Below are 17336 nucleotides of genomic sequence, written 5' to 3' on the forward strand. Positions count from 1 at the left end.
TGGACGGTCGGCGGGTCGGCCGGCTTCCCGAGCCCGGTGGTGGCGAGGTACCGCGCGAACGCCGGGTCCGCGGCCAGCAGGTGGTCGACGGCGGCGGTCAGCAGCGCCCGTGCCCGCGCGTCCCCCGGGCTCGCCTCCGCCGCCGTCAGCGCCCGGGCCCCCTCCGGCACCGTCCGCAACCGCGCCCGGACGACCTCCGCCACCGCCCGGTGCGGCCCGTCGCCCAGCAGCGCCGCCACCGCATCCGGTGCCAAGCCCCGGCCGTCCCCCATGGCAACTCCCCTTGCCGCACGAGTGGTTGCCCCCACGATCCCGGACCGGGGCCCGGTTCGTACCCATGCCGAACCGAACGGAGACGCGACTGAGACGCGATCCGGACGTAGCCGGGCGCGGCCCGTCGGCAGACCCGCGCCGTGGACGGGGGTGTCAGCGCAGGTCGAAGACCAGGCGGGCGGAGACCTTGCCGCTCAGGACCTCGTCGAAGCAGGCGTTCACGTCCTCCAGCCGGCGGGTCTCGCGGATCACCCGGGTGCGGCCGAGGGCGTGCAGGCGGAAGACCTCGGCGAGGTCCTCGCGGGTGCCGACGATCGAGCCGATCACCTTGGTGCCGTTCAGCACCGTCTCGAAGACCGGGAGTTCGAGCCTGCCCTCGGCCGGGAGGGCGACCAGGACGAGGGTGCCGCCGCGGCGCAGGGCGCTGTAGGCCGCCTGGAAGGAGGCGTTGCTGACGGCGAGGGCGATCGAGGCGTGGGCGCCGCCCAGGGCCTGGACCTCGGCCGCGACGTCCTGGGTGCGGGCGTCCAGGACGTGGTCGGCGCCGAGCTCGCGGGCCAGGGCGAGCTTGTCGTCGGTGACGTCGACGGCGATGGTCTCGGCGCCGAAGATCCGGGCGTACTGGAGGGCCAGGTGGCCGAGCCCGCCGATGCCGGAGACCAGCACCCGGGTGCCGGGCCGGGCGTCCGAGACCTTGAGCGCCTTGTAGGTGGTGACGCCCGCGCAGGACAGCGGGGCGGCGTCCAGCGGGTCGATGCCGTCCGGGACGGGGACGACGTAGTCGCCGTGCGCGAGCGCGTACTCGGCGTAGGCGCCGTCCACCGAGTAGCCGCTGTTGTGCTGCTGGAGGCAGAGCGTCTCCCAGCCGGAGACGCAGTGGTCGCAGCGCCCGCAGGCGTCCGCGAGCCAGGGGATGGCGACCCGTTCGCCCACCCGGACGTGCCGGACCTGGTCGCCGGCCGCCTCGACGATGCCGACGCCCTCGTGCCCGGGGACGAACGGCGGGCTGGGCTTGACCGGCCAGTCGCCGTGGGCGGCGTGGATGTCGGTGTGGCAGAGGCCGGAGGCCTCGATCCGGACCCGGACCTGGTGCGCGGCGGGCTTCGGTAGGGGGCGGTCCTCGACGGCCAGCGGTGCGGTGAAGTCGTGGACGACGGCTGCCTTCATGCGCTTCTCCCTCGGGCGTACGGACGGGTGCTGCCGGCGGCCGCGCGCGCGGGCGCAGCCGCCACCAGCTTCACCCGATGGGGTGATCTTCGCCGTCCGGACTAGGCCAAAAGAGTGGGCAGTCGTCCAGGTATCCCCGCAGGTCAGCGCACCGGCATCGACATGTAGACGGCGCGTCGCCCGTAGGACGCGGGGACCGCCACCTCCCGGTGCGCGCGGTAGCCGAGCAGCCGCAGCAGGATGTCCGCCCCGCGCACCGCGACCATCGAGATCCGCTCGAAGCCCAGCTCCTCCGCCCGCTCCCGGAAGTGCCGGATGAACCCCAGCGCGACCTCCCGGCCGCGCAGGTCCTCGGCGATCACCAGGTCGTGCACGTGCAGGTTGCCCGACTCGTGCACCGCGTCCTCCGCCCGGGCGAGGTCCGGGCAGCGCAGCGGCGGGTACGGCAGGCTCAGCAGGTAGCCGCGGACCGTGCCGCCCTGCTCCAGCACGAAGCAGGTCTCCGGCGAGCCGAGGGCGCGGGACTGCAGCGCCTCCCGGCCCTCCGACAGGCCGTCGGCCGCGTAGGCGTCGTACTCCAGCGCGACCACGGCGTCCCAGTCGCCGTCGGCCAGGAGCCGGATCCGGAGGTCCTCGCCCACTAGGCCGGAACCTCCGAGGCGCCGAGCCCCTCGGCGCGGGAGGCGGCCACCAGTGCCGCCCAGGCCTCCACCAGCACCGCCCAGCGCTCGGCGTCCGCCCGCGCCTCGTCCAGCAGCTGCTGCCGCCGCTCGGCCACCACGTCCGCGAGCTCGGCGTACTTGCCGCCCAGCTTGCGGTAGGAGCGGTCCAGGACGTCCAGGCAGTGCTCGTTCCCGGCCCGGTCCCAGTCGACGCTGCCGCGCACCAGGTCGAGGAGCGGTTCGACCTTCAGCCCGTGCCGCTCGTCCAGCAGCCCGCGGCCGAGGTCGATCATGCCGCCGTAGACCGGGTACAGGTACAGCATCGAGAGCAGGAACTTGACGAACCGCAGCTGGTAGTTGACGAAGCCGGCGCCGGTGCGGCGCTCGGGCGTGTAGTAGTTGACGATGTGGCGGTTGTGGACGACGCCGGGCAGCCGGGAGTGGACCATGGCGTGCAGCAGGGCGTAGTCGCTGCCGATCGTCTCGATCGAGGGCAGCAGCGGCAGCACCTCGTAGGCCCGGTGGTCCAGGGCGATGTTGCACATGTAGACGTCCCAGATGTCGGGCACGCCGAGGACGGACTCGTCGGTGGTGAACGGCTCGGAGCCGGCGCCCTTGAAGGAGACGTCCACCATCGCGTCCTGCTCCTCCTCCGACCACACCGGCGGGGTCCACAGGCGCACCACCTCGCGGTAGACGGCCGGGTCCAGCTCGTGGATCTCGCTGATGTCCACGTTGAGTTCGCCGATGAAGGAGCCGCTGACCAGCATCACCGGCTTGTCCGCGTCGGCCGGGTCGAGCTCGGAGCGGGACACGACGGCCGCCGCCTCGCCGGCCGGCCGGCCGATCGAGAGCAGCTCGTGGTGGATCGGGAAGACCTTCCGGCCGTCGACGACCTGGAAGTCGGCGTCGTCGTTGCGCAGGTGCGCCGAGGTGCAGCCCAGGGCGGCCGCGCCGAGGAAGAGCCGGTTGACGCAGGAGCCGTACGCGACGGCCGGCGGCAGCATCATGTCGAGCAGCAGTTCGGGGTCGGCGGCGCCGGAGCGCTCGGCCACCCGGCGCAGGAACTCCCGCTGCCGCGCCTCGCCGAGGTGGTGGACGACCACGCCGGGGGTGGGCTCCAGCGCGGCCACGGCGCCCGCGTTCTCCGCGAAGGCGACGGCGTCGGTGGTGTCGAGGACGAGCAGGTGCACCTCGACCCCGAAGGTCGCGACGGCGTAGGCCGCCTCCTCGGCGAGTTCCGCGATGGTGTCGGGGCAGGACCGCATGGTGGGCAGGGCGAGGCAGACTCTTTGCATGGTGCGGGTTTCTCCATCGGATCGTCAGATTCGGTGCAGTGATTGCCAGTTGAGCGCACAGGGGGATCCCGGACGGCGGCTCGGGCCGGTCTGCCGGACCACCGTGGACTAGACCACTTGTGAAGTCAACGATTGACAGCGGCGCCCCGACGGGGTGGAATGCGCCCCCTTCCGTACGACCGGCCGTCCCCGCACGGGCGCCCGAATCGCACGCGAGGACGAAGAGCCCTCGCTGAGTCGAACGGCCGGACGGGTACGGGGGGTTCATTGCCGGGGTTTTGCGCCGTCGGGGTCAATCCGTGAGCCCTGCCTGCCGATACCGGAGGTGATGCCCTCACGCCGTTCGGAGGAGCCCACGATGCCCGAACTGTGGCTGCCCGGTGCCGAGATCCACGACCTCGGCGACCACGCGCCGACCGATCAGCAGTACCCGCCGAAGGCCATCGCCCACATCACCTGGGACCGCAACGCGACCGCCGCCGCGCCGCAGGACTGGTGCTCCTATGAGGACCTGGTCGGCTACTTCACCGGCAGCGGCGCCGGCGACGCGCCGCACCTGGTCTGGGACCCGTTCAGCGGCCGCACGGCGCAGCTGTTCCCGGCCGACTCCCGCTCGAAGAGCCTGCTCAGCCCCAGCCAGAGCCCCACCCGCACCAACCGGGCCGGGCGGGTGGTGATCCAGATCGAGGCGGTGTTCTTCCCCTACTGCCGCTACCAGGGCGCCGTCTACCCGCGCCTGGTCGACACCCCGTGCGCGGGCTGGGACCGGATCCACGCCTGGATCTCCTCCTGGGGCGTGCCCGACATCTGGCCGATGGGCCGGCCGACCGACTTCTCCGGCCACCGCGACGAGCGGACCTGGGAGGCCCTCGGCGGCTGGTACGCGCACGCCCACGTGCCGTACAACGACCACACCGACCCCGGCTCCTGGCCCGACCTCACGGCCGGGCCCGGCTCCCCGGGCATCCCGCCCCAGCAGCAGCCGGTGCCCCCGGTCACGACCGCCCGCTACCAGGTCAGCATCAACGGCCTGCCGTACGGCTACGGCGCCCAGGGCTACCAGGTGACGGTGGTCGGGCGGGCGCTGGTCGCGCACGGCTTCGGCGACCACTACCGCTCCGGCCCCGGCCCGAACTGGACGGACGCGGACACCGAGAACTACGCGGACTACCAGGGGAGTCTGGGCTACGCCGGGCAGGCGGCGGACGGCGTCCCGGGGGAGAGCTCGCTGCGCCGGCTGCTCGGCTACCTGCCCGGGCAGCGGACGGTCTCGGTGTCCCACGTGGTCGCGGCCGCCGGGACCGACCCGGGGGCCGCGCAGGGGCACCTGACGTACGGGTCCGAGGTGGCCATCGTGGAGCAGGCGCTCGCCGACGAGGGGCTGCTCGACCAGCGGTGGGTGGACGGCTCGTTCGGCACCCGGACGGTCTCCGCGTACGCGGCCTGGCAGCGGCGCTGCGGGTACCAGGCGGGGGCGGCGGACGGGATCCCCGGCCAGGCCTCGCTGCAGCAGCTGGGCGCGGCGCAGGGGTTCGCGGTGACCGACTGAGGCCGGCTCCGGGGGAGCCGCGGTCGGGGCTGTTTCCCGCTGTCTCCGGCTGTTCCCCGCTGTTCCGTGCTGCTCCTCGGGGAGGAGCGCTCTGGCTGTCGCCCGGTGCGTGTACTCGCCGGGGAGTAGGCGAGGTTACTTCCACCGTCAGATGCCCGATGAGGATCTGACGGGAGAGCCTGGGGCCGTCCTCGTGGCCCCGACTCGAAGGAGGTACCCCGTGCGCTCGCCCACCGGCGCCGTCACGGCGTCCGAACCGGCGTCCGGTGTCGGGCGGCGGTCCGCGGGCCGTCGCCTGACACCGGCGGCGCGCAAACGCCTGGTCGTCCTGCACATCACCGCCTCGGTGAGCTGGCTGGCGCTGATGCTCTGCCTGCTCACCCTGGCGGTGACGGCGCTGACGGCCGTGGGCGCCGGCGACGCCGACCGGCTGCGCACCGCCTACCGGGCGATGGGCCTGCTCGGCGACGTGCTGATCCTGCCGCTGAGCCTGCTCACCTTCCTGAGCGGGGTGGCGCTCGGGCTCGGCACCTCCTGGGGGCTGTTCCGGTACTACTGGGTGAGTACCAAGTTCTGGCTGACGCTGGGGGCGATGGCGGCCTCTGTCTTCGCGCTCAGTGACCGGCTGCACGACGCGGTGCGGGTGGTGGACGCGCATCCGACCGGCCCGATCACGGCGGCGGACCTCGGCTTCGTCCGGTACAACACGGTGATCGTCCCGGCGGTGGCGCTGTCGCTCTACCTGTTCACCGTGGTCCTGTCGGTGTACAAGCCCTGGGGCCGCCGGAAGACCAAGGCCGGTGCCGCGGCCGCGGACGCCCGCCGGGGCCGAATACCCGGGGCGGGCGCCTGACCGGCCGGCCGACGGCCGCCGGCCCCGGCCCGGGGCCGCCCGGGGAATGCCCGCGCGGAGGGAGGGCGTTGTGCACCGACGTGACCAGCGCCGCGCCCACGACCAGGATCTCCGTGCTCGACCGCTCCCGGACCAGACAGGGTGAGGAGCCGGCCCGGGCACTGCGGGACACGGTGGCCTTCGCCCGCGAGGCGGAGCGGCTCGGCTACCACCGGTTCTGGGTCTCCGAGCACCACGGCGTGCCGGGGGTGGCCGGGTCGGCGCCCACCGTGCTCGCCGCGGCCGTGGCGGCGGCCACCTCCCGGATCCGGGTCGGCACCGGCGGGGTGATGCTGCCCAACCATCAGCCGCTGGTGGTGGCCGAGCAGTTCGGGGTGCTGGCCGCGCTGTTCCCGGGGCGGATCGACATGGGGCTCGGGCGCTCGGTGGGCTTCACCGACGGCGTCCGGCGGGCGCTCGGGCGCGAGAAGGGCGCAGCGGACGAGTTCGGTGCCCAGCTGGCCGAACTGCTCGGCTACTTCGACGGCTCGCAGCAGGCGCACCGCGGGGTCCACGCCCGGCCGGCCGAGGGCCTGCACGTCCCGGCCTTCGTCCTGGCCACCGGTGCGGGCGCCGACCTGGCCGCCGACGCCGGGCTGCCGCTGGTGATCGCCGCCCCGCACGGGGAGGACCGGATGCTCGCGGCGATCGACCGCTACCGCGACCGGTTCCGCCCCTCGGCGCACGCCGCCGAGCCGTACGTGGTGGTCTCGGGCACGGTGGCGGTCGCCGAGACGGCCGAGCGGGCGCGTGAGCTGCTCGTCCCGGAGGCCTGGTCCGGCGCGTACTCCCGTACCCACGGCGAGTTCCCGCCCCTGGCCCCGGCGGCGGAGATCCTCGCCCGGGAGATGACCGTCCGGGAGCGGGCCGCGTACGAGCAGTCGCTCAAGGGCCACATCGCGGGCACCCCGGAGCAGGCCGCCGCCGCGCTGCTGGCGCTGGTGGAGCGCAGCGGGGCGGACGAGTTCCTGGTCACCACCAGTACCTACGACCGCGCCGCGCTGCTGGACTCCTACCGGCTCCTCGCCGAGGCCGTCGGCCGGGCCTGAGCGGGCCCGGAGGAGGCGGAGCCGTCACCGGTCCGGGCCGGGCCTCGCCGGCTGCCCGGCGCTCGCTGCTCCCCTCCCGCTGCCCGGCGCTACCGCTCAGCCCCCGTCGACCTCGGTCGTTCCGAGCCGCGCGTACACCTCCGGCCGTCGGGCCCGCAGCCGCAGCGCGATCCCGACGCCGGTCAGGAACACCACCGGCACGATCGCGACCAGCGGCCAGTTGACCTCCGGGCCGGCGCCGGTGAACAGGTCGAGCCGCCACACCACCAGCGCGGTGGCCCCGCACAGCAGCACGGTGGCGGCCAGCGGCGCCACGACCGTACGGAACGCCCCGGCGCTCGCGGCGGCCGCCCGGTTGCGGCGGAAGAAGGCGAACACGGCCAGACCGGCCAGCGCCTGGAGCACCAGGATGCCGACCACCCCGGGGGAGTTCGCCCAGAGGAAGAACTGGTTGTACGGGTCCGCCCCGATCAGCGCGGCCACCCCGACGGCCACCGCCGCCACCACCGACTGCACGATGCCGCCGGCCCACGGCGAACCGTGCCGCGGGTGGACGCGGCCCAGCACGGCCGGGGCTGCCTGCTCGGTGGCCAGCGCGTAGCCGTACCGGGTGATGGTGTTGTGGAAGGCGAGCAGCGCCGCGAGCAGGCTGGTGACGATCAGCACCCGCTGCACGTCCGTCGCCCAGCCGCCGACGTAGTCGGTCATCGCGGTGAAGAACATCCCGGCCGGGTCGGCGGTGGCGGTCGCGACGGCCCCGGTGTCGCCGAAGGCCTGCACGATCATCCAGGTGACGAAGGTGTAGAAGAGGCCGAGGAAGACGATCGCGGCGTAGGTCGCGCGCGGCACGGTCCGCTGCGGCTGCCGGGCCTCCTCACGGTAGATCGCGGTCGCCTCGAAGCCGATGAAGGCGGCGAAGGAGAGGCCGAGCACCCCGCCCATCCCGCCGGAGAACACGTGCTCCGGGGCGAACGAGGACAGGCTCAGCCCGTGCGCCCCGCCCTTGACCAGCACCGCCACCGCGAGCACCAGCAGGATGCCGGTCTCGGCGATCAGCAGCGCCCCGAGCACCTTGGCCCCGAGGTCTATCGAGCGGAAGCCGAGGAACCAGACCACCGCGACCCCGAGCAGCGCCCAGACCGGCCAGGGCAGGTCCAGCCCGAGCAGGTCCTCGGCCGTGGTGTGGGCGAAGAACCCGAAGGCGCCGAACATGCCGATCTGGATCGCGTTGTACGAGAGCACCGCGAGCAGTGCCGCGCCCAGCCCGGCCGCCCGGCCGAGGCCGCGGGTGACGTAGGCGTAGAAGGCGCCGGCGTTGCGGATGTGCGCGGTCATGGTGGTGAAGCCGACCGCGAAGAGCGCCAGCACCACGCCGGTGGCCAGGTAGGCGACCGGCGCGCCGATGCCGCCGAAGGAGATGGCGAACGGCGCCACGCCGGCCATCACGGTCAGCGGCGCGGCGGCGGCCACGACGAAGAAGACGATGTCGCCGGTGCCGAGCACCCCGCGCTCCAGCCCGCCAGCGGTGCCCGGGGAGGTGGGGGTGGAAGGGGCGCCGGGGTCGGGGGGACGGAGTGCGGCGGGGGAGGCCGCGTCGGAGGGCAGGGTCATGGGGGAGCTCTCCTGGGGTCGTGGGTACGAGGGTAGGGCGGTCGGCGGCGCGGACGCGTCGGCCGCCGACCGGGGAACGAGGCACGGACGCCGTGGGGGACGGCCGGAACCGGTCGGGACATCCGTCCGGGCGGGGCGGCGGGGCGGCCAGGACGTCTCAGCGCGTCGAGCCGCAGCCGGACAAGCCAAACAAGCCGGACCGGCCGCAGCCGGACAGCCGGACAGCCGGGGCGCGCCTCAGCGCGTCGAGCGGTCGCCGCCGGGCGGCCCACCGTGGGTGCGCCGTCCGCCGAGCCAGGTGCCGGCCACCTCGATCGAGGCCAGCTCACCGGCCGGCACCGCGTACGGATCGGTGGCCAGGTGCACCAGGTCGGCCCGCAGGCCCGGCCGCAGTACGCCCCACTCGGCCTCCTCGAAGGCCTGGTGCGCCACGCCCGCCGAGTACGCCGCCAGCGCCTCGGTGAGCCCGATCCGCTCCTCGGGCAGCCAGCCGCCGTCCGGCAGCCCGTCCGGCGTCTGCCGGGTGACGGCGGTGGCCAGCCCGGCGAGCGGCTCGTAGCGGGTGACCGGCCAGTCGCTGCCGAAGGAGACCCGGGCGCCGCCGCGCAGCAGGGCGGCGATCTGGTACTGCCGGGAACCGCGGTCCGGGCCGATCCGGGGCAGGGTGAGCTCGGTCATCAGCGGGTCGGTCTGCGCCCACAGCGGTTCGAAGTTGGCGATCACCCCGAGTTCGGCGAACCGCGGCAGGTCGTCCGGGTGGACCAGCTGGACGTGCGCGATCACCGGCCGGCGGGCGCGCGGCCCGTTGCGGCGGGCGGCGGCCTCGACGGCGTCCAGCGCGATCCGTACGCCGTGGTCGCCGATCGCGTGGATGTGCGGCTGGAAGCCCATCGCGTCCACGGCGGTGACGGCCTCCGCCAGCTCGGCGCCGGTCCAGTTGGCGACGCCGTGGGAGTGCGGGCAGTCGCTGTACGGCTCCAGCAGCGCGGCCGTGCCGGACTCGATGACGCCGTCGGCGAAGAACTTGACCGCCCGCGCGCTGAGCCGTCCGCGCCCGGCGGCCTCGACCCGGTCGCGGTCGGCGGCCAGGCGGGGGAGCCGCCCGCGCCAGCCGTCCGGTTCGAGCAGCAGGGCGAGTCCGGCCCGGACCGGCAGGTCCTGCTCGGCGACGGCCGCCAGCCAGGTGTCCACCTGCGCGGGTTCGACCCAGGCGTCCTGGAGCCAGGTGAGTCCGGCGGCGGCGAGCGCGGCGGTGGTCTCCCGCAGCGCGGCGACCTGTTCGGCCAGTGGCCGCGGCGGGACGAGCGCGAGGACGGGGTTGAGCGCGCCGAACTCGCGCAGGGTGCCGAGCGGGCTGCCGTCCGGCCGTCGGACGATCTCGCCGCCGACCGGCTGGGGCGTGTCCGGCCCGTACCCGGCCCGGCGCAGCGCCTCGCTGTTGGCCCAGCCGGTGTGGTGGTCCATGGTGCGCAGCAGTACCGGCCGGTCGGGTACGGCGGCGTCGAGCAGCCGGGCGTCGAACAGCCCGCCCTCGGCCAGTGACGGATCCACGGCGTCGCCGGTGATCCACTCGGCCTCGGGGTGGCGCCGCGCCCAGTCGCGGACGGCCGCCACGACCTGCGCCACGCTGGTGCAGTCGCGGACGGGCACGCCGCGCAGGCCGATGGCGCCGAGCAGCGGGTGGACGTGGCCGTCGCCGAAGGAGGGCAGCAGGGCGCCGCCGTCGAGGTCGACGGTCTCGGTGCCTTCGTCGCGCAGGGCGAGGGCGGCGTCGCCGAGGGCGGCGATCCGCCCCGCGCTGACGGCGAGGGCGTGGGTGCGGGGGAGGGCGGGGTCTCCGGTGTGGATCCGGCCGCCGGTGAAGATCGTTTCGGCACGCATACGGGGGTGTGCGTCCTCTCCGGGGCAGGGCGGGCCGACGGGTGCGCGGCCTGCCTAACCGAATGGGGTTCGGTTACCGTAGGCGCGGCACCGGCGGGTGCGGAAGGGTTTTACTGAAAGCCGTTCAATAACGCTTGGATAACGACGATCTTGGTCTGTCGGGGGCCGACGGGCCGCCCGGCGACCCCGAAGGTGAGGAACCGGGCATGCCCAGGCCGCGCACACCCCTGCTGGACCGGCAGCGCATCGTGGACACCGCGCTCCGGCTGGTCGACGAGGCGGGGGACCTCACCATCCCCGCGCTGGCCGGTGCGCTCAAGGTCAGCCCCTCCGCGCTCTACCACCACGTGGCCGGCCGGGCCGAGATCGTCGCCCTGATGCGCGCCGAGCTGGTGCGCACGATCGGCGAGCAGTCGATGTGGGACCAGCCCTGGGACGCCGCGCTGCGCACCTGGGCGCACGCCTACCGGGACGCCTTCGCCGAACACCCCGGCATCGTCCGGCTGCTCGCCACCGCGCCGCTTGCCGAATCGTTCATGCACGAGCTGTACGAGCGGGCCGTCGCCACCCTGGAGGACGCGGGCTTCGCCGCGCAGGACGTGATGGGCCTGATCACCGCCCTGGAGAGCTTCATCCTGGGCTCGGCGCTGGACCTGGTCGCCCCGGACGTCATGGTCGACGCCGTCGACCGCGCCGCCACCCCGCGGCTGGCCGACGCCCTGGACGCCGTCCCCGTCGGGCGCGAGCGCGCGGACCGGGCCTTCGAACTCGGGCTCACCGCCCTGATCGGGGGCTACCGGGCGCTGCTGGGCTGACCGGCACCGGCCGGCCCGGCAGCGCCCGGCGGCTCCCCGGTCGCGATTTCTGACCAGGCGTGATGGCCTGCTAGTGTTCTTCCCGTCGAGAGGAAGTGACCTTCCGGGAAACGAATCTCGAACAGGCGTCAGCGGTGCTACCAGAGCACGCCCTACTTTCAGTAGGGAGAGTCCGTGCGATCCGGGCCTGGCGCTCCCATCGAAGGGGCTCGTTCCGTCCAACGGAACGGGCCCCTTCGGCGTGTTCGCGCTCCATGAGCTCGTCCTCTTATCGCACTTTCGATGACGAAACCCTCCGGCACGGCCCGGTATCGGCCAAGGTCCCGTGCCAGGCGGCCGGTGAACGGCGCTCCAACCGCCCTGGCCCACCAGTGGCGTCACCTCCCATCCCGGTCTGATGCATCGTCAATTCTTGGCCGGAACTGGCCGTTGCCGGTGTGAATATGCCATCGGAATGTTCGTCCGATGGAATCCGGCAGTAGCCTTCCGTGTCGAACTAGCCACTGCTGGTGGTGAACCGGTCGGCGCCGCGCTGCGTCCGGCCGCCCAGACCCCGCGAAGGAGCCGGTGTGCCCGGTATCGACGAATGCCTCTCCGGAGCGATGGCGATCCCCGGGGCCCGCGCCGCGAGCCTGGTCGACTGGAGCAGCGGGCTCGCCCTCGGCAGCCTCGGGGACAGCCCGACCGGAGAGCACGAAACCTCCGCCGCCGAGGCAACCGACTTGGTGCGGGCGGCCGTTGAGAGCCAGACCTTCACCGTGGCGGAGGACCGGCGGGCCCCGCTGGAGGACATCATCGTCACCGCCGGCCGCAGCTACCACCTGATCCGCTTCATCGACACCGTCTTCGACAACAGGCTCGTGCTGCACCTCTGGCTGGACCGCGCGGAGGGCAACCTCGCCGCCGCCCGCTTCCGCCTCCAGGCGCTCACCGACGAACTGGTGCTGGGGTGAGCGCGTGACCGCCGCGACCGGCACCGCGCCGCCGCCCTGGGCGGGGGCCGCCACCCCGAGGACCCCGGGCGAGGCGCTCGCCCTGCTCGCCGACCGTCGCGCCACCGGCGCCCTGCACGGACCGCTCGGCAGCCTCCACCTGGTCGACGGGCGGGTGGCCGCCGCCCAGTCCTCCCGGGCCCCCGGCCTGGCCGACCTGCTCATCGGCTGCGGCCGGATCACCCCCGAGGGCTGGGCGGAGCTGCTCCGGATTCACGGACCTCGGTCGAGGGTCGGCGAGGAGCTCGTCGAACGGCGGCTGCTCACCCGGGGAGAGCTCGAACTCGGCCACCTGGGAACGCTGTTCGACGCCTCGTTCTTCGTCCTCGCCGACCCGGGCGGCGGAGTCTGGCGGTTCGAGGCCGACGCCCGGCACTGGCTCGGACCGGTCGCGGACGTCGACCCGGCCCGGATCCGTCGCGAGGTCGCACGCCGTCGGCAACTGCTCGACGGGATCTGGCCGTGGGGGCAGCTCGACACCGCGCCCGTCCGCCCGGTCGAGCACGTCCGCCGAGCCTCCCACCGCCCGTCCGGCCGCCGGCGCCGCGAGCTGCTGGACCACGCCGACGGCCGCAGGACCCCGGCCGACCTGGCCCGGCTGCTCGGCCGCTCCGGTTTCGGCGTGACGGCCGACGTCCGACGGCTCGCCGCCGCCGGGCTGCTGGACGCGCCGTTGCCAGCTGACGTACCGCGCCCGCCCGACGTGCCGACGGCGGCCCAGGTGCCGGAGGTGTCGCCAACGGCCGTACCGGCACCCGAAGTTCCCCCACCGGTCACGAGCGGACCGGCCGGAGGGCTGCACCGCAGGATCCCCGGCGCCAGCCTCCGGGGTGCCGGACTCCCCGGAGCCCCGGTCACGGCCGACCCCGCCGCAGCCCGTACCGGCACCCCCGCCGGTGCCCCCGCCGGGGCTGACACCGGGACCGACGCCCCCACGCGATCAGAACGCCCGCCCACCACGGCAGCGGCCCACCCGCTGACCGTCCCCGACCCGGACATCGCGCTGCTGACCCGGGTCCGAGACCTTCTGGAGGCCCGACTTTGACCCATTCCCCGCCCGCGACCCCGTCGTTCCGGCCATGAGGCGGGCACTCAAGCAGCGTGTCGGAAGGAGACAACTGATCGCCTTGGAGACCGAGTTGCTCGCCGAACTGCGCGCCGTCAAGCACCGCGTCCCGCACCTCGCGGGTGGTCTGGTCGCCAGCGTGGACGGCCTGTTGATCGCGCACGACACCCACGGCACCGAGCCCTCGGGTCTGGCCGCGATGACGGCGGCCTCGCTCTCGCTGGCCCAGCGGCTCGCCGACACCACCGGCCAGGGCGAGTTCCGCGAGTCGCTGGTGCGCGGCGAGAACGGCTACGTCGCCACCTACGCGGCCGGCGGCAGTTGCGTGCTGACGCTGCTGGCGCACCCCGACGTCAACGTCGGCCGGCTGCACCTGGAGGCCCGCCGCAGCGCGCAGCGCATCGCGGAGCTGCTCAACGACGCGCTCGTACCCAAGGACCCGCGCGACGCGGGCTGACCGCGCCACCAGACCACCGCACCGCCTGAAACCGCACCGCCTGAAACCGAACCACCCACCAAAGAACGGGAGTTACCCAGATGACCGACGCAGCCGGCGCGCTCAAGCAGGCCATGACCAGCATCGAGGGCGCCATCGGCGCGGCCCTGGTGGACTACAACAGCGGCATGGCGCTGGCCACCCTCGACGGCCCCGGCGGCCTGGACCTCAACGTCGCCGCCGCCGGCAACACCGACGTGGTCCGCGCCAAGATGCGCACCATGGACATGCTCGGCCTCCAGGACGGGATCGAGGACATACTGATCACCCTGACCAGCCAGTACCACCTGATCCGCCCGCTCACCGGCCGTACCGGCAAGGGCCTGTTCCTCTACCTCGCGCTGGACAAGGCGCGCGCCAACCTCGCGATGGCCCGCCACCAGCTGGGCCGGATCGAGGCCGAGCTGGAGGTCTGACGCGGCGCCCCGAAGCGCCGCGCCGGCCCACCGCGCCCGACGTGCGAGGAAGCGGACGAGGCCCCGGCGGCGGCTCACGCCCCGCCGGGCTCCGTCCACCCGGCCTCACCCCTGCGGCAGGTCCGGCCCGACGCTCCGCCCACGCACCAGCTCGACCGGTCCGCCCGACCGTTCCCGGGCGGCCAGTGCGGCGGCCGTACGGTCCCAGGACGGGCCGGTCAGCAGTGCCCGCGCCTCGGCCGGGTCGCAGAGCCGCCACTCGACCAGTTCGTCCTCCGGCAGCACGAGGGAGTCGAGCATCCGCTCCGTCACCGTGCCCCCGTCGAACACGTACACCAGGACGGCGGTGTCCCGGCCGGTCGCCGGGTCCGCCTCCGGGTCGGCCGCCGCACCCGGCTGCCAGTCCAGCGCCAGCAGTGGCCCCGGTTCCACGTCCCAGCCGAGCTCCTCGCGGATCTCCCGCCGGGCGGCCGCCCGGGGCATCTCCCGGTCCGCCTCGACCCCGCCGCCCGGCAGCGTCCAGTGCGGCACCTGCCCGACCGGCCCGTCCCACGGCCGCAGCCGCACCAGCAGCACCCGGCCGGCGGCGTCGGTGAACAGTGCCCGCGCCTTGGTCCGGATGCGCGGCCGGGTGGCGTAGTAGGTCGCCCGGTCCATCGGCGGCTGCGAGGGTTCCGGCGGCCCCTCGGCGGACGGCGTCAGCCCCGGTGCGGCGGCCAGTCCGGCGTACTCGGGTACCGGCCCGTCGGCGGGCAACCGCCCGAGCGTGTGGCCGACCGGCCGGCTGTCCTCCAGCTCCAGTGGCCCGGTGTCGCCCGGTGCCCGCAGACAGGCCGTCACCCGGCGGGACAATCGCGGTGGCAGGGCGTGTCCGGCCTGCTCCGCCGTCAGCCAGGTCCAGCCGCCGACCTCCGCCGTGTCCGGCCGGAACGCCGCCACCTGCTCCGCCGTCAGCGGCTCGGCCCAGTAGAGGTACACGACGATCGGCCGGTCGCCCTCGCGCAGCAGCGCCCAGTCCACGCCGGCCAGCGGCCCCAACCGGGGCGTGAACCCCAGCTCCTCCCGGATCTCCCGCAGGGCGGTCTCCCTCGGCGACCGGTCCGTCGGCTCCCACCCGCCGCCCGGGATCGCCACCGGATGCTTCCGGTCGTACGGCAGCCGCACCACCAGCAGCCGCCCCGCCCCGTCCGAGAACAGCACCCCCGCCGCCGCCATGACGTCCCGGCCCACCGCGCCCGAGCTCTCCACCCCGACTCCCTCCGTCACGCTCTCCCCGGACACGACAACCCGGGCCACCCCGATGGTTCCCGCCGAACGGCCCCGCCGATCCCGGCCGTGACCGGCACCGTCCCCGGTCGCGGGGGAGCGAAGGTGTCAGCGGTGGCCCAGGACGTTGACCACACGGCCGTTGGGGTCGCGGACGAAGAACCGCCGTACGCCCCACTCCTCGTCCTGCAAGGGGTGGACGATCTCCGCACCGCCGGCCAGCACGGCCGCGTAGGCCGCGTCCACGTCGTCGACCTCGACGCTCAGGTCGGGGGTGACCGGCGCGGTCCTGTCGCCGGTCATGAAGCTGACCTGCGCCGCCGGGCTGGACGGGGAGGCGAGCGTCATGATCCAGCCGTGGTTCATGACCTCCTCGAAGCCCAGCAGGCCGTAGAACTCCCGGCTCTCCTGCGCGGCCTCCGACCGGATGTTGGGCACGACACGGCGAACGGACATCGACGACTCCAGACAAGAACGGGAATGCCTCCGGGACCCTCCACAAGTACTACGCCACTCCCGCCGCCGCGCGCACTTCCGCAACAGTCCCCGGTTCCACCGCCTTCGCCGTCCCCGCCACCCCGGCGCGCTCCTCACCCCAGCGAGGCGAGGGCCTGCGCCGCGGCCCGGGCCATCTGCTCGTCGTGCCGCCGGCTCCCGCCGCGCAGGCGGGCGACGCCCTCCGCGGCGGCCAGTGCGAGCAGGCCCGGCAGGAGGTCGGTGCTGCGGGCGGCGAGCCAGCGGGTGCCCCGGGTGGCCATCCACCAGAGGTCGGCGGCCAGGCCCGGAGGTGGTTCGGCGGGAGCGGCGGTCGGGGGCGGGCCGAGGGGGTGGCCGGCCTCGGTGAGCAGGTCGTGGAAGCGCCGGGCGATCAGGTGGTGGCCCTCGGCGCTGGGGTGCAGGCGGTCGACGCTCAGCAGCCGACGCTCCGTGAGCCACGGCAGCTCGGCGATGTGCAGGTGCACCGCCCGGTGGCGTTCGGTGAGGGCGTGTACCACGGTGTTGACCGCCCGCATCCGGCGCGCCAGGGGACGGGCGAGCGGCGCCGGGAGCCGGAGCAGGCTGCCCGGGTCGGGCAGGCAGGCGGTCAGCAGTCTGGCGCCGTGGCCGGACAGTTCCCCCATCGTGGCGTCCAGTTCCAGGGTGGTGCGCCGGATGTCGAAGCCCGAGCGCAGGGTGTCGTTGCCGCCGACCACCACCGCCGCGAGCTGCGGCCGCAGAGCCAGCGCGCCCGGTAACTGACGTGTCGTCAATTCCGCGGTGAGCGCCCCGCTGTACGCCAGGTTGGTGAACTCGACGTCCCGACCCTCGGGCGGCAGCGCGTGGGCGAGGACGGCGGCCCAGCCGCGCCAGCCCTCGCCGACCTGGTCCCCGACCCCCTCCGTGAGCGAGTCCCCGAGGGCGACGAAGCGCAGCAGCTCGCCGGCCGTGGGGCGTTCTTCCGCGGCCCGGCCACGCCCGGCCTCCAGCATGCTCATCCTGACCTCCGACCTCCGTCCACCGCCTCGTCATCGCGTACACCGTGCGCCGCAAGGAACGCCGCCACCGCCGCCGGCCAGCCGTACCGCTCGGCCTGAGCCCGGGCGGAGGCCCGTCGCAGCTCCTCCGGCCGACCCAGCAACTGCCGTACGGCGGAGGCGAATCCGTCGCCGGTGTCGACGGCCGCCACCCCGGCGAGCCCGACCAGGCCGGGCAGCGCGGAGGAGCGGCTGACCACCACCGGGGTCCCGCAGGCCAGTGACTCCATCGCGGCCAGCCCGAAGGTCTCCACCGGGCCGGGCGCGAGCACCACGTCCGCACAGCCCAGCAGTCGGGCCAGCTCCGCCCGCCCGCCCAGGTGCCCGAGGAAGCGCACCGGCAGCCGCAGCCGCGCGGCCCGCGCCGCCAGCCGGTCCCGCAGCGGCCC

18 protein-coding genes are annotated in these 17336 nt (G+C 74.5%); 8 read left to right on the plus strand and 10 right to left on the minus strand.

All coding sequences use genetic code 11. The features are described 5' to 3' along the window. From AE652_RS15960 to AE652_RS15975, 4 genes are all read right to left on the minus strand, one after another. A partial coding sequence (locus AE652_RS15960) for a hypothetical protein (protein WP_159028460.1) occupies positions 1-254 on the minus strand: 254 nt, incomplete at its 3' end. Between the two features lie 172 nt (positions 255-426). Continuing rightward, complete coding sequence (gene adhP / locus AE652_RS15965) at positions 427-1440, minus strand: alcohol dehydrogenase AdhP (RefSeq protein ID WP_049652044.1); 1014 nt, start codon at positions 1438-1440, stop codon at positions 427-429. Between the two features lie 143 nt (positions 1441-1583). Further along, on the minus strand, positions 1584-2081 hold the full coding sequence (locus AE652_RS15970; RefSeq protein WP_049652045.1) for a GNAT family N-acetyltransferase: 498 nt from the start codon (positions 2079-2081) through the stop codon (positions 1584-1586). Then, positions 2081-3400, minus strand: coding sequence for a DUF6271 family protein (locus tag AE652_RS15975; protein WP_049652046.1), 1320 nt, complete (start codon positions 3398-3400; stop codon positions 2081-2083). The genes AE652_RS15970 and AE652_RS15975 overlap by 1 nt, the downstream gene beginning before the upstream one ends. 358 nt (positions 3401-3758) lie before the next feature. Between AE652_RS15975 and AE652_RS15980 the strand changes: the two genes are divergently transcribed. From AE652_RS15980 to AE652_RS15990, 3 genes are all read left to right on the plus strand, one after another. Then, on the plus strand, positions 3759-4949 hold the full coding sequence (locus AE652_RS15980) for a peptidoglycan-binding protein (RefSeq protein WP_049652047.1): 1191 nt from the start codon (positions 3759-3761) through the stop codon (positions 4947-4949). 220 nt (positions 4950-5169) lie between these two features. After that, complete coding sequence (locus tag AE652_RS15985; RefSeq protein WP_234348403.1) at positions 5170-5802, plus strand: DUF2269 domain-containing protein; 633 nt, start codon at positions 5170-5172, stop codon at positions 5800-5802. Between the two features lie 80 nt (positions 5803-5882). Further along, positions 5883-6890, plus strand: coding sequence for an MsnO8 family LLM class oxidoreductase (locus tag AE652_RS15990; protein WP_049652057.1), 1008 nt, complete (start codon positions 5883-5885; stop codon positions 6888-6890). Between the two features lie 96 nt (positions 6891-6986). Here the strand turns inward: AE652_RS15990 and AE652_RS15995 are convergent, their stop codons facing one another. Both AE652_RS15995 and AE652_RS16000 read right to left on the minus strand, forming a co-directional pair. After that, a complete protein-coding gene (locus AE652_RS15995) occupies positions 6987-8501 on the minus strand; it encodes an APC family permease (RefSeq protein ID WP_082345753.1) in 1515 nt (504 codons plus the stop codon). Between the two features lie 237 nt (positions 8502-8738). Continuing rightward, complete coding sequence (locus AE652_RS16000) at positions 8739-10382, minus strand: amidohydrolase (RefSeq protein ID WP_049652048.1); 1644 nt, start codon at positions 10380-10382, stop codon at positions 8739-8741. Positions 10383-10588: 206 nt separating this feature from the next. Here AE652_RS16000 and AE652_RS16005 point away from each other — a divergent pair, with 206 nt between their 5' ends. The 5 genes from AE652_RS16005 (at position 10589) to AE652_RS16025 (ending at position 14167) form a co-directional block, all read left to right on the plus strand. Continuing rightward, on the plus strand, positions 10589-11197 hold the full coding sequence (locus tag AE652_RS16005; RefSeq protein WP_049652049.1) for a TetR/AcrR family transcriptional regulator C-terminal domain-containing protein: 609 nt from the start codon (positions 10589-10591) through the stop codon (positions 11195-11197). 569 nt (positions 11198-11766) lie between these two features. Further along, positions 11767-12150, plus strand: a complete 384-nt coding sequence (locus tag AE652_RS16010) for a hypothetical protein (protein WP_049652050.1) — start codon at positions 11767-11769, stop codon at positions 12148-12150. 4 nt (positions 12151-12154) lie between these two features. Then, positions 12155-13234: a hypothetical protein gene (locus AE652_RS43120; RefSeq protein ID WP_053112075.1), complete on the plus strand. Its 1080-nt coding sequence runs from the start codon at positions 12155-12157 to the stop codon at positions 13232-13234. Between the two features lie 82 nt (positions 13235-13316). Continuing rightward, positions 13317-13712, plus strand: coding sequence for a roadblock/LC7 domain-containing protein (locus AE652_RS16020; protein ID WP_310593218.1), 396 nt, complete (start codon positions 13317-13319; stop codon positions 13710-13712). 80 nt (positions 13713-13792) lie between these two features. Further along, complete coding sequence (locus tag AE652_RS16025) at positions 13793-14167, plus strand: hypothetical protein (protein WP_049652052.1); 375 nt, start codon at positions 13793-13795, stop codon at positions 14165-14167. 105 nt (positions 14168-14272) lie between these two features. Here AE652_RS16025 and AE652_RS44020 read toward each other — a convergent pair whose 3' ends face one another. The 4 genes from AE652_RS44020 to AE652_RS16045 form a co-directional block, all read right to left on the minus strand. Next, positions 14273-15415, minus strand: a complete 1143-nt coding sequence (locus AE652_RS44020) for an NUDIX hydrolase (protein WP_049652053.1) — start codon at positions 15413-15415, stop codon at positions 14273-14275. A 126-nt stretch (positions 15416-15541) separates the two neighbouring features. Continuing rightward, the gene (locus AE652_RS16035) at positions 15542-15889 is read right to left on the minus strand and encodes a VOC family protein (protein WP_049652054.1); all 348 of its coding nucleotides are present in this window, start codon (positions 15887-15889) and stop codon (positions 15542-15544) included. A gap of 134 nt (positions 15890-16023) precedes the next feature. Beyond that, entirely contained in the window at positions 16024-16902 is an 879-nt protein-coding gene (locus AE652_RS16040) for an SGNH/GDSL hydrolase family protein (RefSeq protein ID WP_107086451.1), read from the minus strand. A gap of 2 nt (positions 16903-16904) precedes the next feature. Continuing rightward, positions 16905-17336: glycosyltransferase (locus tag AE652_RS16045; RefSeq protein WP_049652055.1), on the minus strand; the 432-nt coding region annotated here is incomplete at its 5' end.

This window comes from Kitasatospora sp. MY 5-36 (genome assembly GCF_001182915.1).
Lineage (GTDB): Bacteria > Actinomycetota > Actinomycetes > Streptomycetales > Streptomycetaceae > Kitasatospora.

Coding starts and splice junctions, on each gene's coding strand:
- adhP (WP_049652044.1), bottom strand. CDS start 1,440: ATGAAGGCAGCCGTCGTCCACGACTTCACCGCACCGCTGGCCGTCGAG.
- AE652_RS15975 (WP_049652046.1), bottom strand. CDS start 3,400: ATGCAAAGAGTCTGCCTCGCCCTGCCCACCATGCGGTCCTGCCCCGAC.
- AE652_RS15980 (WP_049652047.1), top strand. CDS start 3,759: ATGCCCGAACTGTGGCTGCCCGGTGCCGAGATCCACGACCTCGGCGAC.
- AE652_RS15995 (WP_082345753.1), bottom strand. CDS start 8,501: ATGACCCTGCCCTCCGACGCGGCCTCCCCCGCCGCACTCCGTCCCCCC.
- AE652_RS16000 (WP_049652048.1), bottom strand. CDS start 10,382: ATGCGTGCCGAAACGATCTTCACCGGCGGCCGGATCCACACCGGAGAC.
- AE652_RS16005 (WP_049652049.1), top strand. CDS start 10,589: ATGCCCAGGCCGCGCACACCCCTGCTGGACCGGCAGCGCATCGTGGAC.
- AE652_RS16025 (WP_049652052.1), top strand. CDS start 13,793: ATGACCGACGCAGCCGGCGCGCTCAAGCAGGCCATGACCAGCATCGAG.
- AE652_RS16035 (WP_049652054.1), bottom strand. CDS start 15,889: ATGTCCGTTCGCCGTGTCGTGCCCAACATCCGGTCGGAGGCCGCGCAG.
- AE652_RS16040 (WP_107086451.1), bottom strand. CDS start 16,902: ATGCTGGAGGCCGGGCGTGGCCGGGCCGCGGAAGAACGCCCCACGGCC.